Below are 13,800 nucleotides of genomic sequence, written 5' to 3'. Positions count from 1 at the left end.
AAATTTAGAATAACAATATGCCTATTCGCTCTTCTCAACCTTTGTATATTCAGGCCTGTGGCTTTCACTCTGCCATGGGGCAAGATGACGCGCTCATCCACCAGTGTTTATCGGGAGCGAAGCCATCCAACATGGTGGTTGACCGAGATATTTTAAATTCAGGCCGCCAAACAGTAATCGGTCGAATCGCACAGACGTTACCGCAATTACCACCCGCACTCAGCCAGTTTGATACGAGAAACAACCGCCTCGCACTTTCGGCTTTGCAGCAAATCGAAGGCGACGTGCGTGACGCCATTGCTAAATATGGCCGTGACCGTATCGCAGTCGTGATCGGCACCAGCACATCTGGCATTTCAGATGGCGAAATCGCATTTGGTGAAAAGCTGGCAAAGGGTAATTTTCCTGCCGACTACCATTACACCAAACAAGAGCTTGGCAACTGCAGCGATTTTATTGCCGCCTACTTTGATTTGAGCGGCCCACATTACTCAGTTTCAACCGCCTGTTCTTCTAGTGGTCGTGTCTTTTTAACCGCGCAACGCCTGATTCGCTCTGGCATTGTTGATGCGGTTATTGTGGGTGGTGTAGATACCATTTGTCGGCTAACACTAAACGGCTTTAACGGTCTAGAAGCTCTATCCGATAGCCTTTGTAAGCCGTTTGATCAACATCGCAACGGCATCAATATCGGCGAAGCCGCAGCATTAATGTTGCTAAGCAAAACACCTGCGCCCGTTGCTCTTCTCGGAGCTGGCGACAGCTCAGACGCACACCATATTTCCGCACCACATCCAGAAGGGTTAGGCGCAGAAGAAGCGATGAAAAAAGCGTTGGCCAATGCAGGACTTACAGCGCAAGACATTGGTTACATCAACGCGCATGGCACAGCAACGCCGTTAAACGATGCGATGGAAAGCAAAGCCATTCATCGCTGCTTTGGAGACTCCGTTCCCGTAAGCTCGACAAAGCCACTTACCGGACACACATTAGGCGCAGCAAGTGCAACGGAAGCCGCGATCACTTGGCATATTCTCAAGTACAACCTTGATTTGCCAATACAACACTGCGAAACCAAAGCAGACGATATCCATATATCGTTAGTTGAGACGCCAACCAAACTGGGTAACAAAGCGATTCTCAGCAACTCTTTTGCTTTTGGTGGCAATAATATTAGTCTTATTTTTGGTTACGCTCATGACTAAACTTCCTCCCATCGAACAACTTTTGCCACACGACAAACCAATGATCTTGGTCGATCGTGCTTTGGATGTTCAACAAGATACGATTCACTGCCAGGTTGATATCGCAGAACACAACCCGTTCTTCGACTCGGCCTCTCAAACTGTGCCAGCTTACGTTGGCATTGAGTTTATGGCGCAATCTGTCGCGGCGTGGTCTGGTTACCACGCATTAATGAAAGAACAAGCGCCACCGATTGGCTTTTTGCTTGGTAGCCGTCGATACACGTCTGAATGCGATACGTTTTCTCGCGGACAGGTGCTCGATGTGTATGCTGAAAAAGTTATGGAAGATAACGGTATGGCGGTTTTTTCAGCCCGTATTGAGCTACAAGGAACTGTTGTAGCGACTTGCCAATTGAACGTTTACGTTCCATCAGAAGAAAAATTACAAGAAATGAAAATCAGGAGTCAACAATGACCCGACAAGTCCTCGTTACAGGTGCCAGCAAAGGCATCGGTAAAGCCATTGCCGTTCAATTAGCCAAAGATGGTTTCCAAGTCATTGTCCATTACATGGGCGATCAACAAGGCGCGCAAGACACCCTAAACACCATCGAACAGCATGGTGGTAGCGGTCGTCTTATCCAATTCGACATCAGTGACCGTGCAGATTGTCGTGAGAAGCTAGAAGCCGATATCGCCGAACACGGCGCTTACTATGGCGTCGTGAACAACGCTGGTATCACAAAAGATACCGCTTTCCCTGCGATGACCGAAGAAGAATGGGATGGTGTGATTCATACCAACTTAGATAGCTTCTACAACGTTCTTCACCCTTGTGTTATGCCAATGGTGCAAAAGCGCAAAGGCGGCCGAATTGTTACGCTTGCATCAGTCTCTGGCCTAACGGGGAATCGTGGTCAAACTAACTACAGCGCAGCGAAAGCGGGCGTAATTGGTGCAACAAAATCACTCGCGCTTGAACTGGCAAAACGCAAAATCACCGTCAACTGCGTTGCTCCAGGGCTTATCGACACAGGCATGGTAGACGAACACGTGAAAGAACATGCGATGCCGCAAATTCCTTTGCGCCGCATGGGAGAGCCAGAAGAAGTTGCTGGTTTAGTCAGTTACCTTATGTCTGACATCGCAGGCTATGTAACTCGCCAAGTCATTTCGGTAAACGGAGGCCTAGTATGAGCCGTCGAGTTGTTGTAACCGGAATGTCAGGCGTGACTGCGTTTGGTAACGATTGGCAATCTGTCGAACCAAAACTGCGTGACTGCCAGAACGCGACGCAATACATGCCTTCTTACGAACAGTATGATGGTTTGAACACCAAGCTCGCGGCACCAATTTTAGATTTTGAACTGCCAAAGCACTACAAGCGCAAGCAAGTACGCGGCATGGGGCGTGTTTCCAAATTGGCGACCGTCGCAACAGAAAACGCACTAAGCCAAGCAGGTTTGATTGGTAACGACGTACTCACCAATGGTCAAACGGGTATCGCATACGGCTCATCAACAGGCAGTACTGACGCAATCGGCGCATTTGGTGTCATGCTGAATGAGAAAACCACTAAAGCGATCACCGCAACGACTTACGTGCAAATGATGCCGCATACCACGGCAGTGAACGTTGGTCTATTTTTCGGTTTGAAAGGCCGAGTGATCCCAACCAGCAGTGCATGTACCTCTGGCAGCCAAGCAATCGGCTACGCCTACGAAGCGATCAAGCACGGCTACCAAACGGTCATGGTTGCTGGTGGCGCTGAAGAATTGTGCCCAACGGAATCCGCGGTCTTCGATACCCTTTTTGCCACCAGTCTGAAGAATGAAGACCCGAAAAGCACACCAAGACCTTATGACTCCGATCGCGATGGTTTGGTGATTGGTGAAGGTGCGGGAACGCTAGTTCTGGAAGAGTACGAACACGCCGTCGCTCGTGGCGCGAAAATCTATGCAGAAATCATCGGTTTTGCCAGCAACTGTGATGCCGCACACGTCACTCAACCACAGATGGAAACCATGCAAATCTGTATGGAAATGGCTTTGCAAAACGCGGGCATTCCTTCTGAGAAGATCGACTATGTATCTGCTCACGGCACTGCCACCGACCGCGGCGATATTGCGGAAAGCAACGCAACAGCGAATGCTCTGGGCAAAGTGCCAATCAGTTCACTCAAGAGCTACTTTGGCCACACACTAGGCGCCTGTGGCGCGATTGAAGCGTGGCTAGGTTTAGAAATGATGCACACAGGTTGGTTTAACCCAACGCTCAACCTAGAAAACCTCGACGAGCAATGTGGCGATTTAGACTACATCGCCGGACAAGGCCGAGAGCTGGACGTGAAATATTTGATGAGTAACAACTTCGCCTTTGGCGGCATCAACACCTCCATCATCTTTAAAAAGATGTAATGCCCTTAATAAATGCAAAAGCGCTGGTTAACCAGCGCTTTTTTATTGGTTGCTATCCAGATTGCTAGAAATTGCAATGGCTAGAATGCCATTCAAAAGTTGTAGATAGAGTGGCAATTACAGCCAAAAACCTAAAAACGACAAAGCCCCGACAACTCAAAGAGTTATCGAGGCTTTTGAATAAATGGCACGCCCTATTGGATTCGAACCAATGACCACATCCTTAGAAGGGACGTGCTCTATCCAGCTGAGCTAAGGGCGCGCTACAGGGACAGGATTATACGAGTTCAAACGGGTAAATCAACGGGTTTTCATAACATTCTGATCTGAATGCCTAAAAAAAGTCCATTAAAACGCTTAATGTTCAAAAACACCACAAAGCAAACGTTTGCGTATGGATGTTAATAAGAAATTCTGCGACAATGCGCCGCAGATAATCTGCCTTCTTAATTTATAAGGAAAGTCATGACTGCTCAAAATATAGACGGAACTCTCATTTCCCAAACTGTTCGATCCGAAGTGGCTGCACGTGTTAAAGCACGTGTTGAAGCTGGGCTACGTGCTCCTGGTTTAGCAGTGGTTCTAGTTGGTGAAGATCCTGCTTCTCAGGTTTATGTTGGTAGCAAACGCCGCGCATGTGAAGAAGTTGGGTTTGTTTCTAAGTCTTTTGACCTTCCTGCGTCTAGCTCAGAAGAAGAGTTACTAGCTCTGATTGATGAATTAAACAACGATGATGAAATTGACGGCATTCTAGTGCAATTACCCCTTCCTGCGGGCATAGACACAACACATGTTTTAGAGCGCATTCACCCAGAGAAGGACGTGGATGGCTTCCATCCTTACAACGTTGGTCGTCTTGCGCAGCGTATTCCAAAGCTTCGCTCTTGCACGCCAAAGGGCATAATTACCCTACTCGACCGTTACAACATTGAGCTACGTGGTAAACATGCGGTTGTGGTTGGTGCATCAAACATTGTTGGTCGTCCAATGACACTTGAGCTGCTGCTTGCGGGCTGCACAACAACAACATGTCACCGTTTTACCAAAGACCTAGAGAGTCATGTGCGTCAAGCTGACGTTGTCGTGGTGGCGGTTGGTAAGCCTAACTTCATCCCTGGTGAGTGGATTAAAAAAGGCGCAGTGGTGGTCGATGTCGGTATTAACCGTCTTGATTCAGGCAAACTAGTTGGCGACGTGGAATACGACAAAGCACGTGAAAGTGCGAGCTTTATTACTCCTGTTCCTGGTGGCGTTGGCCCAATGACCGTCGCAAGTTTAATTGAGAACACGATGCTCGCTTGCGAACAGTTCCACACAGACAAATAACGTAAAACTTCAGATACGAAAAAGGCTCCGCAAGGAGCCTTTTTGCTAATTGTTGATATCTATTTCAATTACAGACTTAAAATCACGCCCGCAATCGAAGCGCTCATTAAGTTCGCCATGACACCAGCGATAATCGCACGGAAACCATGCTTAGAAACAAATGCACGCTTTTCTGGTACCAATGAGCCCAACCCACCAATCAGCATCGCCATGCTTGAGATGTTTGCAAAGCCACACAAAGCAAACGTCACGATTGCTTGTGAGTGTTCACTAAGTTGAGACTTCACTTCTGCAAGCTGGATGAAAGCGACGAACTCATTCACCACAATCTTGTTACCAATCAGCGAGCCTGCTGTGGTTGCTTCTTGCCATGGTATACCCAACAACCAAGCGACTGGCGCAAACACAAAACCTAGGATGAGCTCAAAACTTAATGGTGTCCCAATAAGATCACCTATCCAGCCTAACATGCCGTTTAGCATTGCAATGACACTAATAAACGCCAGTAACGTACCACCGACCGATACAGCAATGCGTACACCCGCCATGGCACCATCGGCTAATGCTTCTACTACGTTGGTTGCACGTGGAATTTCAACTTGGCTAATGTCGATATCTGCTGCTTTATCCGTATCTTCTGGCATTAAAATTTTTGCCATCAACAAGCCGGCAGGTGCTGACATAAATGCAGCAGCAATAAGATAGTTGAGGTCGACACCCAGTGATGCGTAACCAACCAACGTTCCGCCAGCAACTGACGCTAAACCACCTGTCATAACTGCAAAGAACTGCGAGTCAGTCATGTGTTTTAGGTAAGGCTTTACCATTAATGGTGCTTCAATGGTGCCAACAAAGATATTCGCCGTAGCAGACAAAGACTCAGCACGACCGATACCCAGCAGCTTTTGAATACCACCACCGATAAAGTTAATGATTTTTGGCATCACACCAATGTGATAAAGACCTGAGATAAGAGAGGAGAAGAAAACGATGATACCCAGAACATTGATCGCAAAGGTGAAGCCCCCTGTCGCCAAATTACCGAATAAAAACGCAATGCCCTCTTGACCATAGTTGATCAAATTCGACACAACACTGCTCACTGAATTCAGCGCATCTCTTCCTGCTGGTACATATAAAACCAACAACGCAAACAGTACCTGCAAAGCAAACGCAAACGACACCGTTCTCAGCTTTATATTTTTTCTATTTGTAGAAAGTAGCCATGCTAGGAATAGTATGGCTACGATACCAATAATTGAGTTCATAAAATGAATCCGACAGAAGGGGGATATGGAAGGCACCGGATTGTATAGCGGACTCAAAATGCTGCAAGTTGAGGATGTTAACAGTGTGAAAAGTTTAAGCGACCAATAACTGACCAACAAAATAACCAATTGAATTTATTGAAGATAAACGTTTGCTTATTTTAATTATTTCCATATAGAAAATATGTTTCTGGTTCAGGAAAAATTTTTGTGAAGTGAATCACCTTATGTGTCGTTCTACAACGTCATTGATCCTGTTATTTAGGAATAGAGATGTAAGGTGCCAAACGTTGGTCCCAATGACAAGGATTGCCGATCTTCTGTTTGATAAAGTTAATCACTGCGGATATTTTTTTTGGCATATGCTGGCGGCTTGGGTATACCGCATAAAACGGCATCGACTGGCTGGCTTTCCAGTCAGGTAACAGCTGTATTAACTTACCCGTTCTAAACTCATCCCCCAGCAAGTAAGTGGCAAGGTAGGCAATACCCCAACCTGCAATAGCCGCATCCCGAACGGCTTCTGCCAGATCTACTGAATAGTTACCCGAGACTTTTACGTTCAATTCTTGCTGATCTTTGGTAAACGCCCACCCCGTATAGTCACGCTCCCAGCTTCTGTATATGAGGCAGTTGTGAGCAGATAGGTCATCCGGTTCTGTTGGCGTGTCATGTTTCAATAAGTAATCTGGCGATGCCGCAACAACAAACTGGCAATCCGTCAAACGCTGCGCAATGTAACCTTCAGGCAAATGCTCGTTGTTGGTTACCCATAAATCGAGCCCTTCGGCTAACATATCGACCTTATAGTCAAACAGATGTACTTCCACTTGAAGTTGAGGATACAGTTCGCGTAACTCTTGAATCGCTGGAATAATGTGTAAGGTACCAAATGATTGCGACAACCCAAGACGTACCAAACCTGCTACTTCATCCCGCTGGGTTTCCATCTCTAATGTGGCGCTGCTCACCGCTTGTACCACTTGCTCACAGTGATGAAAAAAGGTTTTCCCTGCCTCTGTCGGCGTAAAGCTTCGCGTAGTGCGTTGAACAAGCTTGATACCAAGAGACGCTTCTAACTGACTCAACTGTTTACTCACATGAGACACCGACACGCCTAAGCTCTTTGCAGCAGCTGTGAAGCTTTTGTGTTTAAGAAGAGCGGAGAAAATCACCATTTGTGCGGCACGTTCAGATAACACGCTTTACCTCGATTTGGTTATAGAAAAAACAAAGGGCTCCGAAGAGCCCTTGTATTGAAGACTGGATGCCGAATTGTTTGTGGCAGATCAGTATTTAATGCGGTCAGCCAAGTGGCTCACAGCAAGTGCGAAGTAGTAAGAGCGGTTCCACTTCATCAATACGTTGTAGTTATTGTAAACCAGATACGTACGACCATTCTCGTCGTCCGGCATGATCAACCATGCTTTGATGTCTTCATCCAGTTTTGGCAACGGGCTACCGTCATATTTTGTGATACCTAATTGGCTCCACTCTTGAAGGTATTTGCCTTTTTCAGCCGTGCGCCCTTCCAGGCTGCGATCAATATTTTTAGGAACCTTAACTTGGCGACCCCAAGTATATTTATCATCCCAACCAGACTTGCTCAAATAGTTAGCGGTTGATGCAAACACGTCCGCTTCAGATTGCCATATGTCTTTTTTACCATCACCGTTGCCGTCAGCAGCAAAACGAAGGAAAGAGCTTGGCATAAACTGGCATTGACCCATCGCACCAGCCCATGAGCCTTTAAAGTTCTCTAGCTCAATATGGCCTTGATCGAGGATCTGCAGTGCCGACATGGTCTCTTTACGGAAAAACTCTTCACGACGGCCTTCAAATGCCATTGTGGATAGTGCATCAATCACTTTAAAGTTGCCGGTAAACTTACCAAAGTTACTTTCAACTCCCCAAAGTGCCACAATAAAGCGCGGGTGGACACCGTACTCATCGCCTATACGCTTTAGCTCAGTGTAATGCTCTTTGTAGAGTTGTCTGGCTTGCTTCACCTTCCATTCAGGCACCGCGCGAGGAATGTACTCATCCAATGTCAGTTTCTTTTCTGGTTGGTTTCGGTCCGCTTTTACTGCTCGCGGCTTGTACTCAACATTAGCAAAAGCAGCACTAATGACCTGCTCTGAGATACCTTTATCACGAGCTTCAGCACGCAGCTTATTCAAGTATTCATCAAAACCCTCGCTACTTGCAAAAGCCGAGGTACACATACCAACGCTAAGCATGGTAGCCAGTATCTTTTTCATATTGCCCTCCTTGAGCAAGGCAGAAATCCCAGATGAAAAACGATGACGTTATTCGCCTTTCTGCTGGGCTTTTTGTTCTTTGTACTTTTCTAATAGGTTCTCCGGCGGCGGTGGAACCTGAAGAAAGAAGCCATCATTTTGTAATGAAGCCTTCACTTTTTCGATATCAACTTGTGCCAATTTACGGCCATCAAGTTTAATCGTCATGACAGCGATAGGCTTACCGAACATCTGCATTAAGGTGTCAGGAACCTGTGAAAAATCATCCTTTTTCGGAATATAGAGATAAGTACCTTCTTTTTTCGAGCTTTTATAAATAGAACAAAGCATGACACGCCTTTTATGCTGATTTAGCCGCGTTGAGTGCGGATTAGGTTGTAAACGTCAAATTCTCGCAAACTTAATAGCAAATTTGAGATTAATTCACCTATTTGCCCCCGAGAGAACTTGCTGCGTCAAAGGATGAAATATAACATGACATACCTAGTTTAAGGCAACGCTCTTTCAATAAAGGCAAGAAGTCCACGATGACCCATTCACCAGACCTTAAAGGTAGCAGTTTTACATTGTCAGTTTTACACCTTTCTGACAATGAGATCGCAAAGACTGTCGAATTTTTGCAAGAAAAAGTTTCTCAAGCACCTTCTTTTTTTGCATCCGCGCCTTTGGTAATCAATATAGCAAAAGTACAAGGCGACATTGATTTCCCTAAGCTTAAACAAGGCATCTCAGATGCTGGTTTTATTCCGGTCGGTGTAACGGGCTGTAAAGACAAGCGTGTACAAAACCTTGCTTCCGAAGCTGGCTTCGCCATTATGTCGGCGAGCAAATCACCAAGCCAAGCACCTGCCAAAATGGCACCAACGAAAGTAGTTCGTACGCCTGTCCGCTCAGGACAACAGATCTACGCAAAAGATGGTGATTTGGTGGTGCTAGCGCACGTCAGTGCAGGTGCTGAAGTCATTGCTGACGGCTCTATTCATATCCATGGCACACTTCGAGGTCGTGCGATTGCAGGAGCAAGTGGTCAGCAGGAAGCGCGTATTATTTGCCACGATTTACAAGCAGAACTGGTATCCATTGCGGGTAACTACTGGTTAAGCGATCAAATTGAAAGCGAGTACTGGCAAAAGAAAGTAATGATCAGTAAAGCCGATGAATCATTACATTTAGAAGTTCTCGCGATTTAATCTAAAAAGGAAAAAAAATGGCACGCATTATTGTAGTAACGTCTGGTAAAGGTGGCGTTGGTAAAACCACTTCAAGCGCAGCCATCGCCTCTGGTCTAGCTCTTAAGGGAAAAAAGACCGCGGTGATCGATTTTGACATCGGTTTGCGTAACCTCGATCTAATCATGGGCTGTGAGCGCCGCGTCGTGTATGACTTTGTGAACGTCATTAACGGTGAAGCGACATTAAACCAAGCGCTGATCAAAGATAAGCGCACGGACAACCTATTTATTCTTCCTGCTTCTCAAACTCGTGATAAAGACGCACTGACAAAAGATGGTGTTCAGCGCGTATTCGGCGAACTTGATGAAATGGGCTTTGATTTCATTATTTGTGATTCACCAGCAGGTATCGAGCAAGGCGCGTTAATGGCCTTGTACTATGCCGATGAAGCCATTGTCACAACGAACCCAGAAGTCTCTTCTGTACGTGACTCTGACCGCATTCTCGGTATTTTAGATTCTAAGTCACTGCGTGCAGAACAAGGGCTAGAGCCAGTAAAACAGCATCTGTTACTGACTCGCTACAACCCATCTCGCGTCACTCAAGGCGAAATGCTAAGCGTTGAAGACGTTGAGGAGATCTTACATATTCCACTACTGGGCGTGATTCCAGAAAGCCAAGCCGTGCTTAACGCGTCAAACAAAGGTGTGCCAGTCACTTTTGACGATAACACCGATGCGGGTATGGCTTATTCTGACACCGTTGATCGCTTATTAGGCAATCAGGTTGAATTTCGTTTCCTTACTGAGGAGAAGAAAGGACTCTTTAAACGACTCTTTGGAGGCTAGACATGTCATTATTAGAATTTTTCCGTCCACAGAAGAAAACTTCTGCGAATCTAGCTAAAGAGCGTTTGCAAATCATTGTCGCAGAGCGCCGCAGCCAAAATGATCCTGCGCCGTCTTACTTGCCTCAATTAAAAGAAGACATCTTGAAGGTGATCAGCAAGTACGTGGCAATTGATCCAAATATGGTTGACTTAACATTTGAGCACAAAGACGACGATATCTCAGTTCTTGAGCTAAATGTGAAGCTACCAGACGAAGAAAAGTAATCAGTTTCTCTCGCAAGACGAATACTCTAATTAGAACGAAAAAGGTTGGCATCGAGGCCAACCTTTTTCATCTTTCATTACTTTAATGCTTTGTTCATCTTGTCGCCGAGTAAATCCAAACGCCACCCTTGCATCAAATCAGGCAATACTTCTGGGTCACGATCTTTTTTCCAAACCCAACTGATCAACTGATTGATCTGCTTTTTAGAGGCAAGGAACTCCGTGGCTAAACCTGACTTCTGCGAAGCCGATTTCACCAAGTCTTTCATATTTTTGAAGACCTGCTTGTAACCCGGATAGTCCATTAAACGCTCAATTTTCGCAGGATACTCTTCAGAAGGTGTTTGCTTCGCTTGCTTAACAATCGCGGCAATCTTCGCGCCATGGCGGTTAATCGCTCGGATATCAATATCTTCTGCTTCCATCTTCTTAAAGTTCGTTAAACCAAGACGAGCGACCGTTAATAGATCACCTTCTTTGAAGATAAAGTTCAGCGCTAAATCTCGTTTGATTGCTTCACGATAACGCCACGTCGCCAATGGCTTTAAAATCGCTAGCTCAGAAGGTTTTAATTGCCAAGCGCCCTTAATATCAAGGTAGGCATTCTCTTCATTAGTTACGCGAATACGTTTCGAAACGAGTAAATCACTTTCTTGCTGTACAGCTTCCCACCAACCTGCTTGCGTCACCTTATCAAACAGCTTTTCGTATAACGGTAACAAGTAATGAACATCTGCGGCAGCATAATCTAATTGCTTTTGTGTCAGTGGACGAGCCATCCAGTCGGTACGTGATTCACTTTTGTCGAGCTCTACGCCTAAATATTCTTCCACCAGCGATGCGAAGCCTGTCGATAAGCCGTGACCGAGAAAAGCGGCCATCAGCTGCGTATCCACCATAGGGAATGGTGTACAACCAAAAGCGTTTTGGAAAACTTCTAAATCTTCACCACATGCGTGCAGCACTTTTAGCACAGAAGTATCTTTTAATAGCGCTACAAACGGCGTCATATCCGTTAATTCAGTCGGATCAATCAGCGAGAGGCGATTACCATCGAAAAGCTGAATCAGACCTAACTGCGGGTAGAAAGTGCGAATACGAACGAATTCGGTATCCAACATCACTACGTCTGCCTCTCGGGCATGAGTGCAAACCTCTTCTAGGTCTTTGTTTTTAGTAATAATTTGATAGTTCACATACTTCTCGCTATAAAAAATGCCAGCAAAACGCTGGCATTCTATCATTTTTTAAATCTCTCGACTCGACGAAATCGGCTTATGCGCTTTTCTTCGCAAGTTCAGCGTCATTCTCTTCGCGTAAAACACGACGCAAGATCTTACCGACATTGGTTTTAGGTAAGTCTTCGCGGAACTCAACCAACTTCGGAACTTTGTAGCCAGTTAAGTGTTCTCGACAATGCGCGATCACTTCGTCTTTGGTCAAGCTCGGATCGCGTTTCACGACATAAATCTTCACTAATTCACCAGACACTTCATGCGGCTGACCAATAGCAGCAACTTCAAGTACTTTGCCGTGAAGTGCTACAACGTCTTCGATTTCGTTCGGGTAAACATTAAAGCCTGATACTAAGATCATGTCTTTCTTACGGTCAACGATATGCAGGAAGCCTTCGTCATCGAACTTAACGATGTCGCCAGTTGATAGCCAGCCGTCTTCGTTAATCGTATCTTTCGTTGCTTCAGGTCGTTGCCAGTAACCTTGCATAACCTGAGGACCACGAACTTGAAGTTCGCCAGTTTCAGTATTCGCAAGAGCGTTACCTTCTTCGTCCACGATACGAACTTCTGTTGATGGTACCGGCAGACCAATAGAGCCATTGTATTCAACAAGATCATGCGGATATGCCGCCACCAACGGAGAACACTCTGTTAGACCGTAACCTTCGAGCAAATAGCAACCCGTGGTCTTTTGCCATCTTTCTGCCACTGAGCGCTGCACTGCCATGCCGCCGCCAACGGCTAAACGTAGATTACTGAAATCCAACTCGTGGAAATCTTCATTATTGACCAATGCATTAAATAAGGTATTCACGCCCGTAATCGCAGTAAACGGATGCTTTTGTAGCTCTTTCACGAACCCTGGAATATCTCTAGGGTTGGTAATAAGTAAGTTACGACCACCCATTTCAACAAACAGCAGACAGTTTACGGTAAGAGCAAATACGTGATACAGCGGTAATGCTGTCACGACTAATTCACGCCCCGGAGATAAAACCGGTCCGTACGCGCCTTTTGCCTGTAGAACGTTCGCAATCATGTTGCGGTGAGTCAGAATCGCGCCTTTCGCGACACCTGTCGTCCCCCCCGTATATTGCAGGAATGCAATGTCATCCCCAGACATAAACGGTTTAACGTATTGTAGACGACGACCTTTACGTAGAGCCTGACGCATTGAGATTGCACCAGGTAAATCGTACTTAGGCACCATGCCCTTAACGTACTTCACGACAAAATCGACAATCGTACCTTTCGCTCGTGGCAGCATTTGACCAAGACTGGTTAACACTACGTGTTTGACTGGTGTTTTATCGACGATTTGTTCTAGCGTATTCGCAAAGTTAGACACAATCACAATCGTCGTCGCACCTGAGTCATTCAATTGGTGTTCAAGTTCACGAGGAGTGTAAAGTGGGTTAACGTTTACGGCGATACAACCTGCACGCAAAATACCAAATAATGCTACTGGGTATTGCAGTAAGTTTGGCATCATCAGAGCAACGCGGTCACCCTTTTGCAGTTTTAACTCGTTTTGCAGATACGCTGCGAATGCGCGACTACGCTCTTCCAATTTACGGAAGGTCATAACCGAGCCCATGTTCATGAATGCTGGTTGGTCTGCATATTTTTGTACAGACTGTTCAAACATTTCTACCAAAGACTCATATTGCTCTGGATTAATGGTTTCAGGTACGTCACTTGGATAACGTGAAAGCCATGGTTTATCCACGATGTTACTCCTCGTTTATAACTGGCTAAAAAATAGCGTCCTTTTTATTTTGAAAGCTATTACAGCACAGCGAACGTGCTTGAGCACG

At 45.9% G+C, this 13,800-nt stretch carries 14 protein-coding genes and 1 tRNA gene; 8 read left to right on the top strand and 7 right to left on the bottom strand.

Features of this window, described 5'->3' with window-relative positions:
* Positions 1–17 precede the first annotated feature (17 nt).
* The 4 genes from R7E29_RS01550 to R7E29_RS01535 are packed head-to-tail and all read left to right on the top strand — an operon-like array spanning position 18 to position 3,604.
* Positions 18–1,205, top strand: a complete 1,188-nt coding sequence (locus R7E29_RS01550; RefSeq protein WP_047102880.1) for a beta-ketoacyl-[acyl-carrier-protein] synthase family protein — start codon at positions 18–20, stop codon at positions 1,203–1,205.
* Positions 1,198–1,662 carry a hotdog family protein gene (locus tag R7E29_RS01545; protein ID WP_017634799.1) on the top strand — a complete coding sequence of 155 codons (465 nt, stop codon included), beginning with the start codon at positions 1,198–1,200 and terminating at the stop codon, positions 1,660–1,662. The genes R7E29_RS01550 and R7E29_RS01545 overlap by 8 nt, the downstream gene beginning before the upstream one ends.
* Positions 1,659–2,384: a 3-oxoacyl-ACP reductase FabG gene (fabG, locus tag R7E29_RS01540; protein WP_213906496.1), complete on the top strand. Its 726-nt coding sequence runs from the start codon at positions 1,659–1,661 to the stop codon at positions 2,382–2,384. Before R7E29_RS01545 ends, fabG begins: the two co-directional genes overlap by 4 nt.
* The gene (locus R7E29_RS01535) at positions 2,381–3,604 is read left to right on the top strand and encodes a beta-ketoacyl-ACP synthase (RefSeq protein WP_053307508.1); all 1,224 of its coding nucleotides are present in this window, start codon (positions 2,381–2,383) and stop codon (positions 3,602–3,604) included. Before fabG ends, R7E29_RS01535 begins: the two co-directional genes overlap by 4 nt.
* A gap of 185 nt (positions 3,605–3,789) precedes the next feature.
* Here R7E29_RS01535 and R7E29_RS01530 read toward each other — a convergent pair.
* Positions 3,790–3,866: transfer RNA gene (locus tag R7E29_RS01530), tRNA-Arg, on the bottom strand.
* Between the two features lie 203 nt (positions 3,867–4,069).
* Between R7E29_RS01530 and folD the strand changes: the two genes are divergently transcribed.
* Positions 4,070–4,930, top strand: coding sequence for a bifunctional methylenetetrahydrofolate dehydrogenase/methenyltetrahydrofolate cyclohydrolase FolD (folD, locus tag R7E29_RS01525; RefSeq protein WP_005382297.1), 861 nt, complete (start codon positions 4,070–4,072; stop codon positions 4,928–4,930).
* Between the two features lie 68 nt (positions 4,931–4,998).
* On the opposite strand, the gene R7E29_RS01520 is transcribed toward folD, so the two are convergent.
* The 4 genes from R7E29_RS01520 to R7E29_RS01505 form a co-directional block, all read right to left on the bottom strand.
* Positions 4,999–6,198 (bottom strand): NupC/NupG family nucleoside CNT transporter, encoded by a 1,200-nt coding sequence (locus R7E29_RS01520; protein WP_005382298.1) that lies wholly within the window; start codon positions 6,196–6,198, stop codon positions 4,999–5,001.
* 257 nt (positions 6,199–6,455) lie between these two features.
* Positions 6,456–7,400, bottom strand: a complete 945-nt coding sequence (locus R7E29_RS01515) for a LysR family transcriptional regulator (protein ID WP_017634801.1) — start codon at positions 7,398–7,400, stop codon at positions 6,456–6,458.
* 87 nt (positions 7,401–7,487) lie between these two features.
* Complete coding sequence (locus R7E29_RS01510; protein ID WP_005388330.1) at positions 7,488–8,459, bottom strand: lytic transglycosylase domain-containing protein; 972 nt, start codon at positions 8,457–8,459, stop codon at positions 7,488–7,490.
* A 48-nt stretch (positions 8,460–8,507) separates the two neighbouring features.
* On the bottom strand, positions 8,508–8,789 hold the full coding sequence (locus R7E29_RS01505) for a YcgL domain-containing protein (protein ID WP_005382303.1): 282 nt from the start codon (positions 8,787–8,789) through the stop codon (positions 8,508–8,510).
* A 197-nt stretch (positions 8,790–8,986) separates the two neighbouring features.
* Between R7E29_RS01505 and minC the strand changes: the two genes are divergently transcribed.
* The 3 genes from minC to minE are packed head-to-tail and all read left to right on the top strand — an operon-like array spanning position 8,987 to position 10,745.
* Entirely contained in the window at positions 8,987–9,649 is a 663-nt protein-coding gene (gene minC / locus R7E29_RS01500) for a septum site-determining protein MinC (protein WP_054575214.1), read from the top strand.
* Between the two features lie 17 nt (positions 9,650–9,666).
* The gene (gene minD / locus R7E29_RS01495; RefSeq protein ID WP_005388331.1) at positions 9,667–10,479 is read left to right on the top strand and encodes a septum site-determining protein MinD; all 813 of its coding nucleotides are present in this window, start codon (positions 9,667–9,669) and stop codon (positions 10,477–10,479) included.
* A gap of 2 nt (positions 10,480–10,481) precedes the next feature.
* Entirely contained in the window at positions 10,482–10,745 is a 264-nt protein-coding gene (gene minE, locus R7E29_RS01490) for a cell division topological specificity factor MinE (protein WP_005388332.1), read from the top strand.
* 77 nt (positions 10,746–10,822) lie between these two features.
* On the opposite strand, the gene rnd is transcribed toward minE, so the two are convergent.
* Together rnd and fadD are read right to left on the bottom strand one after the other, a co-directional pair.
* Positions 10,823–11,941, bottom strand: a complete 1,119-nt coding sequence (gene rnd / locus R7E29_RS01485; protein ID WP_031777213.1) for a ribonuclease D — start codon at positions 11,939–11,941, stop codon at positions 10,823–10,825.
* Between the two features lie 79 nt (positions 11,942–12,020).
* On the bottom strand, positions 12,021–13,712 hold the full coding sequence (gene fadD, locus R7E29_RS01480) for a long-chain-fatty-acid--CoA ligase FadD (protein WP_005382216.1): 1,692 nt from the start codon (positions 13,710–13,712) through the stop codon (positions 12,021–12,023).
* Between the last annotated feature and the right edge of the window lie 88 nt (positions 13,713–13,800).

It is taken from the genome of Vibrio sp. Vb1729 (assembly GCF_033338655.1).
Taxonomy (GTDB): Bacteria; Pseudomonadota; Gammaproteobacteria; order Enterobacterales; family Vibrionaceae; genus Vibrio; species Vibrio alginolyticus.
The sequence above is the reverse complement of the archived record's forward strand: the minus strand, read 5'-3'. Positions and strand labels throughout refer to the sequence as shown.